At 44.0% G+C, this 17,400-nt stretch carries 16 protein-coding genes; 6 read left to right on the top strand and 10 right to left on the bottom strand.

The window, feature by feature from the left end; all coding sequences use genetic code 11:
- Positions 1–39: 39 nt before the first annotated feature.
- Both ACH0AB_RS06925 and ACH0AB_RS06920 read left to right on the top strand, forming a co-directional pair.
- Complete coding sequence (locus ACH0AB_RS06925) at positions 40–603, top strand: hypothetical protein (protein WP_099833418.1); 564 nt, start codon at positions 40–42, stop codon at positions 601–603.
- Positions 604–707: 104 nt separating this feature from the next.
- Positions 708–1,265 (top strand): cytochrome b, encoded by a 558-nt coding sequence (locus tag ACH0AB_RS06920; protein ID WP_406877700.1) that lies wholly within the window; start codon positions 708–710, stop codon positions 1,263–1,265.
- A 129-nt stretch (positions 1,266–1,394) separates the two neighbouring features.
- Here the strand turns inward: ACH0AB_RS06920 and minE are convergent, their stop codons facing one another.
- The 5 genes from minE to ACH0AB_RS06895 all read right to left on the bottom strand — a co-directional run bounded on the left by minE (position 1,395) and on the right by ACH0AB_RS06895 (position 6,103).
- On the bottom strand, positions 1,395–1,670 hold the full coding sequence (gene minE, locus ACH0AB_RS06915) for a cell division topological specificity factor MinE (protein ID WP_007115412.1): 276 nt from the start codon (positions 1,668–1,670) through the stop codon (positions 1,395–1,397).
- A 3-nt stretch (positions 1,671–1,673) separates the two neighbouring features.
- Entirely contained in the window at positions 1,674–2,486 is an 813-nt protein-coding gene (gene minD / locus ACH0AB_RS06910) for a septum site-determining protein MinD (RefSeq protein WP_036592750.1), read from the bottom strand.
- Positions 2,487–2,741: 255 nt separating this feature from the next.
- On the bottom strand, positions 2,742–3,743 hold the full coding sequence (gene minC / locus ACH0AB_RS06905; protein WP_406877699.1) for a septum site-determining protein MinC: 1,002 nt from the start codon (positions 3,741–3,743) through the stop codon (positions 2,742–2,744).
- A 181-nt stretch (positions 3,744–3,924) separates the two neighbouring features.
- On the bottom strand, positions 3,925–4,986 hold the full coding sequence (locus ACH0AB_RS06900) for a hypothetical protein (RefSeq protein ID WP_406877698.1): 1,062 nt from the start codon (positions 4,984–4,986) through the stop codon (positions 3,925–3,927).
- Positions 4,987–5,134: 148 nt separating this feature from the next.
- Positions 5,135–6,103 (bottom strand): acyltransferase, encoded by a 969-nt coding sequence (locus ACH0AB_RS06895; protein WP_007115416.1) that lies wholly within the window; start codon positions 6,101–6,103, stop codon positions 5,135–5,137.
- 554 nt (positions 6,104–6,657) lie between these two features.
- Between ACH0AB_RS06895 and ACH0AB_RS06890 the strand changes: the two genes are divergently transcribed.
- Complete coding sequence (locus ACH0AB_RS06890; protein WP_007115417.1) at positions 6,658–7,308, top strand: OmpA family protein; 651 nt, start codon at positions 6,658–6,660, stop codon at positions 7,306–7,308.
- A 109-nt stretch (positions 7,309–7,417) separates the two neighbouring features.
- Here the strand turns inward: ACH0AB_RS06890 and ACH0AB_RS06885 are convergent, their stop codons facing one another.
- From ACH0AB_RS06885 to ACH0AB_RS06875, 3 genes are all read right to left on the bottom strand, one after another.
- Positions 7,418–7,918 (bottom strand): YfbM family protein, encoded by a 501-nt coding sequence (locus tag ACH0AB_RS06885; protein ID WP_406877697.1) that lies wholly within the window; start codon positions 7,916–7,918, stop codon positions 7,418–7,420.
- A 194-nt stretch (positions 7,919–8,112) separates the two neighbouring features.
- On the bottom strand, positions 8,113–8,820 hold the full coding sequence (locus ACH0AB_RS06880; RefSeq protein ID WP_050324991.1) for a DUF1345 domain-containing protein: 708 nt from the start codon (positions 8,818–8,820) through the stop codon (positions 8,113–8,115).
- Between the two features lie 52 nt (positions 8,821–8,872).
- The gene (locus ACH0AB_RS06875) at positions 8,873–9,619 is read right to left on the bottom strand and encodes a pseudouridine synthase (protein ID WP_312522373.1); all 747 of its coding nucleotides are present in this window, start codon (positions 9,617–9,619) and stop codon (positions 8,873–8,875) included.
- A gap of 211 nt (positions 9,620–9,830) precedes the next feature.
- Here ACH0AB_RS06875 and ACH0AB_RS06870 point away from each other — a divergent pair, with 211 nt between their 5' ends.
- The 3 genes from ACH0AB_RS06870 (at position 9,831) to glyA (ending at position 13,272) form a co-directional block, all read left to right on the top strand.
- Positions 9,831–11,069, top strand: coding sequence for a GNAT family N-acetyltransferase (locus ACH0AB_RS06870; protein WP_406877696.1), 1,239 nt, complete (start codon positions 9,831–9,833; stop codon positions 11,067–11,069).
- Entirely contained in the window at positions 11,069–11,644 is a 576-nt protein-coding gene (locus tag ACH0AB_RS06865) for a chorismate--pyruvate lyase family protein (RefSeq protein ID WP_309596934.1), read from the top strand. Before ACH0AB_RS06870 ends, ACH0AB_RS06865 begins: the two co-directional genes overlap by 1 nt.
- A 368-nt stretch (positions 11,645–12,012) precedes the next feature.
- Positions 12,013–13,272, top strand: coding sequence for a serine hydroxymethyltransferase (glyA, locus tag ACH0AB_RS06860; RefSeq protein WP_050324995.1), 1,260 nt, complete (start codon positions 12,013–12,015; stop codon positions 13,270–13,272).
- A gap of 136 nt (positions 13,273–13,408) precedes the next feature.
- Here glyA and ACH0AB_RS06855 read toward each other — a convergent pair whose 3' ends face one another.
- Positions 13,409–14,338, bottom strand: a complete 930-nt coding sequence (locus tag ACH0AB_RS06855) for a response regulator (RefSeq protein WP_406877695.1) — start codon at positions 14,336–14,338, stop codon at positions 13,409–13,411.
- Positions 14,339–14,471: 133 nt separating this feature from the next.
- Entirely contained in the window at positions 14,472–16,877 is a 2,406-nt protein-coding gene (locus ACH0AB_RS06850) for a sensor histidine kinase (RefSeq protein WP_406877694.1), read from the bottom strand.
- Between the last annotated feature and the right edge of the window lie 523 nt (positions 16,878–17,400).

Raw genomic sequence — 17,400 nt, 5'->3', positions numbered from 1 at the left:
ACCCCTAAATTTCTTATTAATCACTAAAATGAGCAAGCCATGGCAAACGATTTAAACCGTTATTTTAAGCAAGATGAGGATGTAGGCGTCCTAAGTATCACCACAGGTCAATTAACCATTGCTCGAATTCCTTCTAGCAGTTCGCCTGACTGGATTGTGCCGCAAGCTTTGATTTTGAGCATTGATAACTATGATGAGCGCATTTGGAATTATATTTGGCGCGGTCAAGAAGTGCCGGTGTATCACTTGTTGCCAAAAGATGATAAGCCCACCCACTTAGTGGTGTTAGAAAGCGTCACCGATATCCATCGGATTGCCTTGCAGATTCATGGCGAAGTGACTTTTCATTCTGTGCGTATTGCTGATCTCAAAGACGCTGATGACGCCACTTACCAAGCTGAATTAGCGACTCACTACCCTGACTTATTAGCCGCCTTAAACGCGCCAGATGATGAGGTCGTCGAGAGCTCGCGCGCACCGAATTTGGCAGACTACAGCTTACAGCAGGACTATATTTTTCAGCCAGTCATGTTGGCAGGTGAATTGTGTGTGGTGCCAGATTTGGACAAGCTCTCGCATTTCTTGGTGGATTTAGATAGTTAGACGCAGTCCGCCTTTGTGCTATTTTGCCAACAGTCTGTTACTTTTATTTTGCCCAAAGATTGCTAGAATAACCCAAAACAAATCATGATAAGGTAAAATCCATTATGGCATTATTTCCTGCAAATGAAGCGCCACAGCCGATTGCCCCACACGGTATCAACAAATGGTCGCTATCGTCACGTATTTTCCATTGGATTAGTGTGGTATTGTTGATTGCGACTTGGGCAATGATTGAGCTTAATGAAGATGCGACTGACTTTACCTATTTTGATTTGCATAAAGCGTTTGGACTCAGTGTGTTATTTTGGACAGTAGGTCGTATTATCAACCGTTTTGTCACCAAATCACCTGCCGATGTGCCGATGCCAAAATGGCAAAATAAACTATCGCATTTAACCCATTTGGCACTGTACTTGATTTTACTTGCCATGCCTTTGGCGGGTTGGTTTTCTGTTATGTTTGATGGGGAGGGGGTGAGTATGTTTGGGCTATTTGATATCCCAGCCTTTGTCAGTGAAAACAGTGATTTATCAGGCACGTTAGAAAAAATTCATAAAAATCTGTTGTGGACGTTGCTGCTGGTGTTCACGGCTTTACATATCATCGGCGGGCTGTATCACCAATTTATCCAAAAAGACCATTTGATTCGCCGTATGCGCTAAGTTAGCCCATAGTATAAAAAAGCCCATGTCATCATGAGCTTTTTAGTCAAAATTTTTTAAATGCAACCTAGATTACTTAAATTAAAAGTAATTTAAATTAAACGTAACCTAGATTAAGCGCAACATGAATTATTGGCGTGTACTATCAGGCAAGCTGATATTCATCTCCAGCACTTCCATGTTTGCTTCATTGTGATGCTGAATATTGACGTCATCAATGTTGACACCTGATACGTAGGTATTGACCACTGCCAAAATCTCACGTTTCATTTTTTCGATACGCTCTGGGGTTAACCGATTGTGCAAGCGGTTTTCGCTGGCAACGATGACCTTTAGGCGCTCTGCGGCAGTATTGGCACTGTTTGACTTTTGCTCACCGCCAAATAAATTACTCCAAAATCCCATAGCCTAACCTCCAAACCAGCGTTGTAGGAAGCTTTTCTTCTTCACCTCGATATGGCGATAGGGACGTTCTTCCCCTAAGAAACGAGCGACCATGTCATCATAAGTTTGACCGGCTTTTGAATTTTGATCTAGCACCACAGGCACACCTTGGTTTGATGCCTCAAGTACGCTATTGCTTTCAGGAATCACGCCAAGTAGTGGCACTTTTAGGATGTCATTAGAGATGCTGTTGATATCCATCATCTCGCCGCGCTCAGCACGCTCAGCGTTGTAGCGGTTGATGACCAAGTGCTCACGTACCACGCCTGTACCTTCTTCAACTTTTTTAGTACGGCTTTGCAAAATACCGATGATACGGTCTGAGTCACGCACCGACGAGATTTCTGGGTTGGTCACGATGATGGCTTCATCGGCATGGTACATAGCTAGCTGGGCACCGCGCTCGATACCAGCGGGCGAGTCACACACGATGTAGTCAAATTGCTTGGCTAACTCATTAATGACTTCGGCGACTCCTTCATCTGTCAAGGCGTCTTTGTCGCGGGTTTGGCTGGCAGGTAAGATAAACAAATTATTGAGTTGTTTATCTTTTACCAACGCTTGTGACAGGCGCGCGTTCCCTGAGATAACATCAACAAAGTCATACACGATGCGGTTTTCGCAGCCCATAATGAGGTCAAGATTTCTAAGACCCACGTCAAAGTCAATCACTACAGTTTTAAAGCCGCGAAGGGCTAGACCTGTAGCGAAAGAGGCGCTAGTGGTGGTTTTGCCTACCCCGCCTTTTCCTGAAGTTACAACAACGATTTTTGCCACTTTGGCATACTCCTATTCATAGCACGGTGTCAGTGAGGCTGTATTGGTTAATCATCAAGCCATACACACATTCACGCTAAACTGGTTTGAAAAATATGGATATAAATTAACGTAAATCGTTAAAAGTTAAGGCTTAAATTTTAGTTAGCCCAAATTTGGTTAATTGGACTAGTTTAGCATAAAAAACTTTTCGAAGTTAATCGAGAGATTGGCGATTTTTGCATAGATTATGGTATAGGGTTGTTTGGGTGATGATCATTCCATCAATTCAAAGACCAACCCTTGACCATCAAGGTAGCTGACTTGTACCGCTTTATCCAAATACTCAATGGGAATATTTTCTTTTAGGCAATAAGTGCCCGCAACTGACACCAGTGACGGGTTAAAACGTAAACAGAATATTTTAGCGTTGGTGTCGCCCGTCGCCCCTGCGACCAATCGCCCTTCGGCTTTTCCATACACGTGTAAGCTATAATCGGTAATCGCTTCCGCGCCGGCATTGATGCCTTTGGTCAAAATCACGTCACCGCCTACATGATTGATACTTTGACCGGAGCGCAGCATTTGAGTATGCACCAAATCGCCTTCAGGCTGCGATTGGTGATGCGGTGAGGCGACAAATTTTTCAGGTGCAGCTGCGGTCTCATTGATTGTGGTCTCATTGCTTGCGGTATTATTGGCTGCGATATCATTAGCGGTTTGATTTTGTCGTTTGGTCGCTTGACTGTCGGATGCGGATGATTGGGTAGGGGGCTGCGCCACGTGTTGAGACGATGGGGTAGTTGCTGTGCTATCTGGCTTGCGCTCACTGCCCGTCGCCATATTTTTTGGTGCTTTGCCGTCAATGCGCTGCCCATCCGCTGGAAAAATGGCGATGCGAAGCTCATTGGCTTGGGCGTCATTGGCGCCTGTGACCAACCCAATCGGCTGTAACCCTAGCGCCCATAAGCCGCCCCAAAGCTGGGCTAAATTTAATGGCTGTTGACAACTGACAATCACCGGTAAGTTGGACTGGCGTTGACGACCTAGCTTTTGTGCAATCTTTGTCAAAATTACTTTGATATCATTGCCTTCAATATTTAGACGGCTAAAGTTCAGTAGTCTGCCAGTGAGTTTCACGCTAGTGGCTACAGGGTCGGTGGGTAATGGGTTGGCTGGCTGCTGACTTTGCGGTGCATCCTGCTCGGATACGTTAAGGCTTTGTAAGTTTTGTGATGAACTATCTTGGGTCAAGTCAAGGGCAGCGGGCTGTGTCATGAAAAACCTTTTTATAATAACTTTTTATACATCAAAATCGATTCATACCGCATATTAGCAAGTATTATTTAAAACAACAACCATTCACCGCGCTATTTATTGTTTGGCAACCAAAGCTGTAGTAGGGCGATAAAAAAAGCGTTGCACAGCCGTTAGCTGCCAGCCAAATTGGTGGATTGAATCAGCGTATTTGGTGCTTCCATTGTTGAATGCGAACTTGGTTGGCAAGTGACGTCAAACTATCATCAATAATATCGCTAATTAATTTTTCTAGCGCAGGGCTAGTGACGTCAATTTGCACCAAGCTTTTGGCGATTTCTTCATACATCAGCGTGAGCGTTTGCGGCTTGGTAAGGTTGGTGGTCAAGCTTAATGTCAGATTTTCCCCAATGTGTTGCCCGATGCTGTGCATTTGGTTTTCTATCAGACTACCTGCAATCGGTATCAATCGTAATATGCGGTGCAGCTCGGGCGTATCGGTTAGCGCTTGCTGAATGGCGATGCCCACCTGTTCTGCCAATGGTTTGGCAAAGATGGCAGGGTGGGCAGGTGTGGATTGTAATAACGGTGTGGCTTCTTGCTGCAGCACTTCGACAATGACCTTTTGTATGTCATCCCGATGCTTGTCGATGATGTTTTTGACCAAATGCCCATCGGCGTTGCTTATTTCGGTGCGGATATTGTCAATCGCGGTTAAAATCACCCGATCAGAAATCTCTTCCATAATCATTTGGTAATAAAATTTGATCGTCGCAAGCCAACTGGCGGGCAAAACTTTGTAGCCCAGTTCATGCAGACGATAACCAATCACGCCAACGCGCAGCAGTCGTAATGCGCGCAGCTGCGGTGCACAGCCCAACACTTCATACCAATGCACGAATGGAAAGAAAAACCAGCGGTAATAGCGTTTTTGGGCGATGGCAATCAACCAGCGAACCGCAAGCTCTGCTACCAAGAAAATGGTAAACACTCCCCCTGCCACTTTGAGCGGCTCGTGCCATCCTTGCTGATAACTGACGATGCTGTCAAGAAACCCCAGCCAACTTGCTATTTTTGCCATAAAGCTACTTAGCATCAAAGCGTCAAACCCCATGAGCAGCAAGTCCAACACAATGGCAACCATCATGATGGTATCGTAGGCTAACTGCCAACGACTGGGTTTGGCAGGGTGAGCAGCGAGAGGTTGGCTAATATTCGAGCTTGGCGTTGGATTGGACTTTGGGTCTAAATTAGCAGTTGGCATAAAAAAGTGCTCAAAATGGGGTCAATACCGCAAAAAATGTGAATGAGGACAAGGCAGGTAAGTCATACCTTGCATGACTCACCTGAGATTTTAACTAGCAGTGTCACTAGTGATATGTCATTAGTCATGTGTCGCTAATAATGTGTTGCTAGGGATGACGGGTAAAATCATCGAGCATGGCTTGGATACGTTGATCTTTTTGCTGCCACACATCATCAAGCCAACGGTACATATCTATTTTGGTTTGTTCATCCTGTTGGTATTTTCCATCCATGAGCCGCTGTAGCAAATCATCTGGCAATGCAATTTTTTGAATATCCACCCCGATGCGTTTGATATTACCTTGCCACAAATCCTGATAGGTAGGAATACCGTCAGGATACACAATCGTCATGTCAAGCACCGCGTCTAAATCGTCACCTAACGCACCCAATGCAAGCGCAATGCCGCCCGCTTTGGGTTTTAGCAAATGTTGATACGGTGATTGTTGCAAGTCATGTTTTTTTTGGGTAAACCGCGTGCCTTCGATAAAGTTAAGTAAGGTAAAAGGCTTGTCGAGTAAGTTTTGACAAGCGCGTTTGGCTTCGATGATATCGCGGTCTTCTAGCGCTGGATTTTTAGCAATCGCTGCCTTCGAGTAGCGTTTCATCATCGGAAAGTCTAAAAAATAAAACGCTTGTCCCACAATTGGGATATACAGTAGCTCGTATTTGGCAAAAAATCGCGTTAATGGCAGTCGGTTTTCACTGATATATTGAATGACAGTGGTATCGACCCAAGATTGGTGATTACTCAGCAAAATATATTTGCCATCGACCGATAAGTCATCAGGCAGGTTGACGCGAAAATCAATATCGGGCAGGATGTTGTCAATCAAACGATTGTTGGTATTGATCCAGTGATTGGCTATTTTTAACACGGATTTATCTGCCAATGTATGACCCGTTAATGTTTTTACCGCGCCCATCGCCCAAAGCGGTAGACTAAACAGCACTGAATTGCCGGTAATGGTGCCTGCCGCCACCGCTAAGCTGGCGTTTTGCGCCAAAGGTAATGATGTTTTACGCAGTTTGTTGAACGTGTTTTTGAGCAATGATGGTTTATTGTTATTTGTCATATTTGGCTCCCACAAAGCTTATTCAAAAAAGCTTATTTGAATGAGACATAAGAAAAAATACTTGGCTTCATTAATTTGGCTTCGTTAATTGTAAAAATAAGTGTTAGTTTAGCAAACGTCAAAAATGTTCACTAATAAATTTTTATACACTGGCAAGCACAAATCTTTCGAGTTTAACGATGCTACGCTATAAATCCCAGTAAAGTTAATTGTCAAAAATTTTTATTAAAAATTAACAAGTTATTGAATAATCTGTAGATGATAGGTTGACTATGCAGCATAGTTTTCAACAAAATCACAAAGCATTTAATATATAAGAATAAATAATATAAATAATGAATACTTGAAAATATTTTGTAACAAATTATGCCATCCTACAACATCCTTAAGACAAATCATTACATATAAAGGAAAAGTTTATTGCATAATGAGCTCAATCACAAAGCAACTGAGTGTTGTCAGGTTTATCTGGCAAATGAGATAAAAACAACAAGTTGGTGCGTGGCAATTATAACTAAGCCATTATAACTAGAGGAATTCAAAGGAGATTACTCATGCGTACTAAATTATTAGCAGCTACTTTAGCATCAGGTGTTATCTTAACAGGTTGTGCAACAACGCCAACTGGTACGACAACAACAGGCATTACCGACAATAAAGCGCTTATTGGTGGTCTATTAGGGGCAGCCGCAGGTGCGGGTGTCTCAAAGGCAACGGGCGGTGAAAAAACCGGTCGTGATGCGGCAATCGGTGGTGTACTAGGTGCTGGTGTTGGTTACTACATGCAGCAACAAGAAGCTAAACTTCGTGCAGAAACCGCAGGTTCTGGCGTGACGGTAACACGTGACCCAGTGACTAATAACATTAACTTGTCTATCCCAGAAGCGATAACTTTCCGCGTTGGTGATTCTACTATTCTACCTAACTTCTATAATACGTTAGACAAAGTAGCTACCACACTACGTGACTATAACCAAACTAACATTCAAGTAAATGGTTACGCCTCAGTGGAAGGTGATGCAAATAGAAACCAAGCGTTATCACAACGCCGTGCATCAGCAGTCGCTAATTACTTAGTCAATCGTGGCATCTCTGGTAACCGTATCAGCGCTATTGGTCGCGGTGCGACAACACAATTTGGCTCAAGCTATGAACCAAACCGCCGTGTAGAGATGATTATCCTTGCACCACAATCGGTTAACTAATGAAGTTCAAGTCAAGCTAGATGATATTTTCATCAGCGAATTGATAAAAAAAGCACCTTTTATAAGGTGCTTTTTTGGTTCAAAAAATGAAAAAAGGACTATATCGGCGTTATAAAATACTCACCACAATATTATCGCCATTGTCTAAGGCGTCATTATAAAACGCCAATAACTCATTATATGAAGCCAGTAATTCTTTATCCAAGTTTTCCTTTTTGTCTTGCCAAATATTGGGTGGGAAAATAGCTTGCTCACGTAGTGACTTCATTGAGACTTTTTCTAAGCGTTTTTTAAAGTTAATTTGTTCTAGTACATCAACGATTTCGACAATATGTGCCCACGGGATAAAAGCAATGAAATCGGCATCTTCATTGTCGCTAAAGGTTTCTACACCCACCACAAACTCGCTGACAGGCTCATCGGGTACAGGCTCGGTGGCACTGTGTTTGGTTAACACAAAATGGATGATGTCCCACAGTTTGCCCAAATCTACCAATTGTGCTTGAGGCTGCTCACTCATACTTTCAAGTAACGCCGTTCGCGCTGTATCAGTGGCATTTTGCAGTTGCTCGAGCAGGGCGTTATCGACCATCAAATATTGTGCGATCATACAATTTCCTAGTTATAAAGTAGCGAGATATTAGCGTAGTGGGATATGACAGTCCTATCACTTTATGTTAAGACGAGGACCACAAGCGAGGATAGTATACCTCATACAGCAAGCGATTTTGACGATGTATTCACTTGAATTGACCGACTCATTTAGCTGTATTGGGCTGACTCATTTAGCTGACTTATTTAACTTTAACCGATTAGACCCGCTGACATATTGATTAATGAGGCTAAAATTGCGGTATTAAAGAAAAATGATAACACACAATGAATGGTACCGATGATTCGACTTTGCTGGGTGTTGAAGGCGACATCCGCTGTTTGACCAGATGTGCCAATGATGTAGGAAAAATATAAAAAATCCCAGTAGGCGGGGTCGTCATCGTTAGGAAAATCTAGCATTTCTGTGTTTTTTTCTTCTTTAAGCAAGAAATACTCGTGGGTGTAATGAATAGCAAACATGGTATGAATAAACAGCCAGGCCGTCAAAATCGTCATGGCGGTGAGCGCGATATGAAACAGCATCAAAGCGCCTTTGGCGTCCTTGCTCGCGCCCAACTCTACGACAATCGCTAGCATACTGACAATGGCTGTGACAAAAACCAAAATCAGCATTAACATCGTGCCTTCGTCTTCAGCATGGGCTTTATCCAAAATTGCATTTTGATCGGCTTTATACATCATCCGAAAAATAGCCAGTAAATAAACCCAAAGTCCGATATTCCAAGCCAGCAAAAATTGCGTCACAAACTTCAATTTATCATAGGCTACCGCCAACGTCCAATCTTTGGGCAATAGGCCAACCAGCGTCGATAACCCAAAATACACCACCACCATGGTGGCAAACCCTAACAGTAGACGAGGGCGGCTTTGAAAAAAACGATAGATGTAACCGATCATGGCTGTTTTCTCATAGCGGTTTCCTTACGGTTGTCTGCTCACGGCTGTTCACTCAGGGCTGTCTGTGTCGGCTTGTTGGGTGCTTTGATTGTGGCGATTTAGGCGTTAACAGGCGAGGTTTTTTGCGCGATTGTGGCTTTGTGGTTGCTGCGGATAAAGGTTGGACACCCAGTCGCTTTAAATCGGCAGGTGATAAATGTATTTGTGTGGATGCGCCAACCTCTAAATTTCCCAAACTAAAGCCACTTGATGCCATGCGAATCAGCCGAAGACAAGGCAGTCCCACATGGGCCGCCATGCGACGTACTTGACGATTTTTACCTTCAAAAATAGTAATGGCGAGCCACGTGGTGACTTTGCGTTTGGCAATCTTGTCCGGCGCTTGCCAAATATGCTCGGCAATTTGTGTTTCGCTTAGCCGTACAACTTCGGCAGGTAAGGTGATACCGTCTTTGAGTGGCACCCCTGTTTGTAGTTGTTGTAACTGGGCATCGCTTGCATCGCCTTCCACCTGTATCCAGTAGGTTTTGCCTTGTTGTTTGCCTGCATTGGCTTTGGGTGGATGGGTCAAGGCTTTATTGACTTGTCCATCAGCGGTTAGCAGTAGCAATCCTTCGGAAGTGGCATCTAATCGCCCCGCCACGCGTAGGCTTTTGTCGCTAAAATAATCGCTGAGCGTCGCAAAGTTGTTATTATCATCGCTGCGAAATTGGCTGAGTACGCCATAAGGTTTGTTAAATAAAATCAGTGTCGGCATGGTAGAGGGTGACAAGTGAGTGAAAAAAAGCTTAAACCGCATCAAGCAGTTGGCTGCTAAGTTGTTCAGTGTAAACGCTAATCTTGGCTATTGCAATTTGGTTATTGCAACAAAGTCACCGTTATAAACCACACCGCCCAACGCCATACATATTTTGCAAAATTGTGTCAAATTGTGCAAAAGGATAAGCCCGTATTTTTGGCTAAAAACAAGGTATAATAATCCGTTCATACAACTACAATAATACTAACATATGTCCTATCACTATCAATTTACCACTAAGTTTGACTGGCACTTACAGACACAGTGGCAGACGCCTGATACGCCCTTTATGCACTTTGATTTTTGGCAAGCGCTGATAGATGCAAAGCTGATTGGTGAGCGCAGCGATTGGTGGGTGCAGTATGTGCAGATTGTAGATGACAGTGCTCAACTGATTGCTGTGATGCCTGTGTTTATCAAAAAGCATCATCAAGGTGAATATGTGTTTGATTTTAGCTGGGCAGAAGCCTTTGAGCGCTATGGTAGAAATTATTATCCAAGATTGGTGACAAGCGTGCCCTTTACCCCCGTCACCGGCGAGCGAATTTGGGTGGCACAAGGTAAGTCATTAACCGCGCCACTGTATGAGACCTTACTACAAGCGATTGATGAGTTGGCAAGTCGCTATCAAGCATCCACTTGGCACGGGCTTTTTGTCTCCCCAAAAAATGTCCAAGCGTTGCACAATATGCCCAATCTTTGCGAGAGGCTAAGCTGTCAGTTTTTATGGCAAAATCGCAACCTACAGGATAAAAAATTCGCAAGTTTTGATGAGTTTTTGGCAACATTAACTGCCAAGAAACGCAAGTCAATTAAGGTGGAACGCCAAAAAGTACTCAAACAAAATTTAAGTTGTCAGGTTAAAATCGGTGACGATATCACCGAGGCGGATTGGGCAGTTTTTTACCAATGCTATGCCATGACCTATCTGGTGAGAGGACGGCAGCCGTATTTGAATTTAGCATTTTTTAAGCAGCTTGGGCAGACTATGGTAGACAAGCTGATGCTCGCTCAAGCGCATAACGCGCACGGTGATATCGTGGCTTGTAGTTTGTTTTTTTTCGATGGCGATGCCGCTATCAGCACGTTATATGGCCGCTATTGGGGCTGCCTAGAAGAATATGATTGTTTACACTTTGAGCTGTGTTATTACCAAGGCATTGAATTTGCTATCAAGCATGGCCTTCGCTACTTTGACCCTGGTACCCAAGGGGAGCACAAGTTGATTCGCGGCTTTTATCCAGTGTTGACCCATTCACTACACCGTGTCTACGACAAGGTGTTTGCCCCTGCCATTGCCCAGTTTTGCCAAGACGAACAGCACGCTATATTGGCGTACCAAGCCGATGCGATGACCGCGTTACCTTTTAATGACACCTATAAAAGCCAATTTTTTGGTGACGGTGCCGCGCAAGGCACAATAACCGATAATGAGTTTTTGAAAAAATAATGATAAATATTGGTCTAAACCTAAACCTGGCTGGCGCGCATTTGAGCGTGGCACACAAACAGCAGATACCGCCGAAACTTATCCCTTGGCTGACGTCAACAGGGTCGCTTACCGCCAAATTTGAAGCCTTATCTCAGCATAGACTCATCGTACAGCCGACGTTTGAAGGACGGCAAACCTTGTCCCTGAGCGAAAAGCGCCAATTGCAGTTACCGCTTGGTGTGAGCCAATCGGCATGGGTGCGCGAAGCCTTATTATTTGGCAAGCCTAATCAAGATGCGTGGGTGATGGCGCGGTCAGTATTTCCGTTTGCCAGTCTCATTGGTAATGCGCGAAAACTGGCGAATCTGGGCACAACACCGATTGGCTATATACTGTTTCGTCGGCATGGCGCCACGATGACCAACCGCTGGATTGATGTGACAGCGCAAGGCTGGCGACGCACCACCCTTTACCAATGGCAGGGCAGAAATTTTTTGATTAGTGAAACCTTTTTACCTGCGTTTGAAAATAGCCTTATGGGTGAAGAAGAAAACGGCATGATTCATGTCAGCACTGACAAACGAGAAGGATAAGTACAAAAACCACTGTGCCTTGCACTAATTTTACCCGGCCAAAAAACATAACCAAATAAACATCGCTAAAAAACATCGCTAAAAAATATAGCAAAATAAACACAGCCAACCAAAAATCGACAGTCGCAGCGGCTGTCTTTTTTACGGTGACTTTTTAATATCGTGTTAATCGCAGTATCGAGTGATTTTTTGAGCCGCTTTGGTTAGCCCAACGCTTGATAAATAACCTCAAAAATCGCAGGCGAATGATGAGACAAATTCAGCCAAACCTGTGGATTATGCTAACCCAAACAATCAAACCATGCTAAACTAAGCCATATTTTCGGTTTTATCCGCCCATTTTTTGACTCACTTAAAAGGAAATTGCCATGTTTAAAAATGTCACTATTCACCAGTTTGACGCTGAACTTGCCCAAGCGATGGACAATGAAGCCAAACGTCAAGAAGACCATATTGAACTGATTGCTTCAGAAAACTACTGTTCGCCAGCGGTGATGGAAGCGCAAGGTAGCCAATTGACCAATAAATACGCCGAAGGCTATCCAGGCAAACGTTATTACGGTGGCTGTGAATATGTTGACGTGGTTGAGCAATTGGCGATTGACCGTGCCAAAGAATTGTTTGGCGCAGACTATGCCAACGTGCAGCCACATGCCGGTAGCCAAGCCAACAGCGCGGTATTTTTAGCCTTATTAAAAGCAGGTGACACGGTACTTGGCATGAGCCTTGCTGATGGCGGTCACTTGACGCATGGTGCGCATGTGAACTTTTCTGGTATCAACTATAAAGCCGTACAATATGGCTTAAACAAAGAAACGGGCATCATCGACTATGATGAAGTCGAACGCCTAGCCAAAGAACACCAGCCCAAAATGATTATCGCGGGTTTTTCTGCTTATAGCCAAGTGGTTGATTGGCAAAAATTCCGCGACATCGCAGACAGCGTTGGCGCATACTTGATGGTCGATATGGCACACGTGGCAGGACTGGTTGCTGCAGGTGTTTATCCAAGCCCTGTGCAAATCGCTGACGTTACTACCACCACCACCCACAAAACCCTACGCGGTCCACGTTCAGGCTTAATCTTAGCAAAAGCCAACCCAGAGATTGAGAAAAAACTCAACTCTGCCGTGTTCCCTGGCAACCAAGGTGGTCCATTGATGCACGCGATTGCAGGTAAAGCGGTGTGTTTTAAAGAAGCGTTAGGCGAAGATTTCAAAGCCTACCAACAACAAGTGGTTAAAAACGCCAAAGCCATGGCAGACGTCATCATGTCACGTGGTTATGACATTGTCTCAGGCGGCACAGAAAACCACTTAATGCTGATTAGCTTAATCAAACAAGAAATCACCGGTAAAGAAGCGGATAAATGGTTGGGTGATGCTCACATCACCGTCAACAAAAACGCGGTACCAAATGACCCTAAATCACCGTTTGTGACTTCTGGGGTGCGTATTGGTACGCCCGCAGTCACTACCCGTGGGTTTGGTGAAGCGGAAGTAAAAGAATTGGCTGGCTGGATTTGTGATGTGCTCGATAGCCGCGGTGATGAAAAAGTTATCGGCGAAGTGCGTGAAAAAGTCCAAGCAATTTGTGCCAAACACCCAGTGTACGAGCAAACAGCTTAATCATTAGTTATTAAAAACCGCTCAAAAAACCGCCTAAGTCGTGACTCTGGGCGGTTTTTTTATGGCTAACATTTATTGATTCAGATGGCTCAAATGCGACGCTTTGAACTTGTTATCTTACGCACTAGATTTTAAGCTAGGCAAATCGCGGTTTACCAATACCAAATCGTGATAAGAATTTTTTGACTTTATTACCAAAACTACGCGTTTCAACTTCAGTGACGGCATCAACGACATGTCGCGCTTGTAATTTTGGTTGATTGACTAAGGTCTGGTGATAATCATAAGCGCGCTGAATACTAATTTCGAGTAACAACAAATTACTGGGACGCGGTAGGTAGCGATACACTTGCCCTTTATTGATCAAGTCGATTAAGGTGTGGCTATCGTTGAGTGAGGTGAGTACCAATACTGCTAAATCTGGAAAGCTTTGTTTTAATGCATAGATCACGGGTGAAATATTCTCGCCACCCAAGGACACATCGGTGATTGCCACGCCAAAACGGTCATTTTCAAGTAACTCAATCGCTTTTTCTAATGAATTTGCCCAGTGCGTTTCAAACTGGGTGAATTTTTGCTGCATCTGTAAATATACCATTTCACTGTCATCAATAACCAACACTTTGCGTTTGGCGATGGTTGGCTGAGCGACCTGCAGATTTTCTTTGAATACATCTTTGGTTTGCAGCGCGATTTGGGTGGCTTGATTAACGATACTTTTAAGCTCATCTGTCTGCCAAGGTTTGGTGATATAGCGAAAAATCTCCCCTTCGTTGATGGAATCAATTACCGCAGTTAAGTCTGCATAGCCGGTCAATAAGATGCGGATAGTATGGGGTGATACGTCTTTGACCTCTTTTAGTACTTCGACACCCAGTTTTTTTGGCATGCGTTGGTCGCTAATCACCACTTGGACCTCGTTATTTTGCACATAGCTTAGTAGCTCATCGGGCTCGGTGGTGGTAAACACATCATGGGTGGCGCGAAAATGCATTTTTAGGCTGCGTAGGATGCGGTCTTCATCATCGATAAAGGCGATTTTGGGTTTGGTAAAGGTCGTTATCATGGTCATGTCACTTAGGTATGTTGACTAAAATCAAGGTTGACTACAATTAAGATTGACCACAATCAAGTGTGGCTCGTGTATGGCTGAGGAGATTGCCTGTCAGCCATCGGTTATTGGTTATCTAACATTAGCATTAGCTTTCTTCTGCGATTAAAAGCTTGGGTGATTGCTGGTTGCTAATCGCTGTTTTAGGCAATCTGATGGTAAATGTCGTGCCTTCGCCAAGTTGTGATTGCACATGAATATCACCGTTATGCTGCTCGATGATTTGGGTCGAAATGGCAAGACCCAGTCCCGTACCTTCGCCTGCCGCTTTGGTGGTAAAGAATGGCTCAAAAATCTTGGCTTGGGTCTCAGCGCTCATCCCAATGCCGTTGTCCGCCACGCTGATATAGACATTGGTGGCATCTTCTGTGCTAGTAATGTGTAATGTAGGGTGCTGAGTTTGCCCCATCGCTTGTGCCGCGTTATTAAATAGGTTTAGCAGCACTTGGTTAATCTGGGATGGGTTACAACTAACCGGTTCGATAGCATTTAGCTCAGTTATCACCTCTAAATGCTTGATATTGTTACGGGCAATAACTAGGGAGTTTTTGATACAGTCGTTGATATCGACGGCTTTGATTTTTGCTTGGTCGATGCGAGAAAAATCACGTAAATTGACGACCAATTCTGAGATTTGGCTAACCCCAAACTTGGCATCATCCACCAATCCATGCAAATCATCACTCACCGCATCGGCGACCAATTCATCACTGCAAGCAATGGTTTGTTCAATCGTTTGATTGATGGTTGCTGTATCTGTCGGCGACGCTTGCATCAGCTGTTTGAGCTGCTGGGTATGGTCAATCAATTCGTCATAACGGACGATATTTTCATCAATTAACTCTAAGTTACTACCCACATAGCCCAATGGCGTGTTCACTTCATGGGCAACACCTGCCACCATTTGACCGATGGTTGCCATTTTCTCGGATTGTACCAACTGCACTTGAGAGGCTTTTAAATCTTTTAATGCTTGGTGTAAGTTTTCGGTACGCTCTGCCACTTGCTGCTCTAAGCGTTCATTGACTTTTGCTAATGCGCCTTCGTTCTCGACCACCCGATCAACCAGCTGGTTCATCGAGTCAGTAATCACGCCAATTTCTTGAATGTTTGCCGGTGGCAATTTGTGATCACTGAGTGACAGATATTTTTTTTGTGCAATCAACTGACCGATTTCACGGACGTTACGAGCGACTTGGTGCAGCGGTACCGCCAAAATACGGTGGAAAATATAACCACTTAATAGCAGTACCGGTAAGAAACCCAATAGCATATACCATTGCAGCTGTTTACCTAGCTGATTGGCAAATAACATCAGCTCTTGATTGGGTTTGACGATGACCATTTTCCAATTGGTCATCGGCATGGCAAAAATAAACGCGGTTGAAGGGGTTTTGAGCAATAAATCGTTGTCTAAGCTGACTTGTTCGACAAAATGGGTGGCGTTGAGATTTTCATTTTGCCCGCTTTGGGTCATTAGCATGGCTGAAATGATGCGTGCTTCTGAGGGAGAGATTTTTTGTAGGTTGGTACTACTTACTAGCGTATTGGCCGTAAAATCAAATTTACCACCGTCTATTTTTTGCGCTTGTTTGATGATGTTGTCATTGATGTTGTCTAAGCTTTTGGCAATGGGGGCAAAATCAGGGTTTTTCTTGGCAAAACTATTAACATCCATCATTTCGCCTTGCGGGTTAGTAGCAGTCACTTGTTTGACTTGGGCTTCATTGGGGAAGGTCAAAAAGTTGTTGTTCATATCGACCAAAAACACATAACCCCCTGTTTTGCGTTGCCATTCTTTGACCATCGACTGTATACGCCCGAGCAGCACATCAAAACTCACCACACCTTCAAAGCCATTGTTTTGCGCATTAAAAATCGCCTTGGCACAGGTCATGACGGGCTGTTTGGTGGTCGGGTGGATATAAGCACGGCTCCACACACAGTGGTCATGATTGGCATACACGGCGGGCACATACCACCAATCACGGTAATAGGGCATGGCAAGTTGCGGTTGGGTTTTTTGGTCGGCTACCCGATTTGCGGTAAGTTTGGCTGGTGCTTGATAGCCAGGATTGATGGTTTGATAGTGGCTCGCAGACTGCATGACACCTTGCATATCCCGTTGCCAAACAAACGCGGCTTCATCGACGTTAGGTTTGTACATCAAAGGGTCATACCATATACCGCCGCCGACAATGCCTTTATCCATATTTGCCATTAAATTGCCAACACTGGTGTTGATGATATCGGCATTTTTGGGCAAACTGCCAGTCATACGACTGGCTGTCACTGCCATGCCATCAATTTGACTCACACGCGACAAAATACCATTCACCGCCTCATTGCCAGTTTCAATGATAGTCTGAGAGGTCAGTTTGGCGACTTCAGGCTTGGCTTGCTGGTCAATGATCCAATACACCATCGCCAAAAACACCAAAAAAACCAGCAATAATACGCATAACAAGCGTGTGGTAAGGTTGGAAAAATTCATCATTGTCACTTATCTGTTGGCAAATTGATTGGCTAATTAAATGACCCGTTGCATCGCTTAGCCCAAGTAAAAAAGCTTACAAACTCTTAAAGCCGCCGTTAACGCAAAATAAAAACGATGGTTTATCTTAATTTCTCAAATTGCGTTATCCTGTTGAGAAAATCGATTGCACCATCGTCCGTCGGTGACGGTAGTGTAGTCAGGTTATATGACAAAATGATGAATTATACCGATGAAAGGTAATGGGGCAATCCATAGCAATTTTTAAATCACATTTTGCTAAATTATTAAACTTAAGTTGTATAAAAAGTCGGATGAAATGCAGAAAATGTTACGAATTCATTGTGTGATAGGATGGTGTGATAGGATGGTGTGATAGGATGGACATGAAAAAAGCCCTGAATGCTGTTGAGCGCTTTTCCATGGCTAATAGTTAATGGTGAATGGTTACCGTGTAAACTAACGCTACATTAATGAGATGCTTTATCGTGCTCTGTCAAACGATTAGCTGCTTTATTTATAG

The organism is Moraxella sp. 179-F 1C4 NHS (genome assembly GCF_045370505.1).
GTDB classification, from domain to species: domain Bacteria; phylum Pseudomonadota; class Gammaproteobacteria; order Pseudomonadales; family Moraxellaceae; genus Faucicola; species Faucicola tetraodonis.
This window is presented reverse-complemented; position numbering and strand designations above follow the sequence as displayed.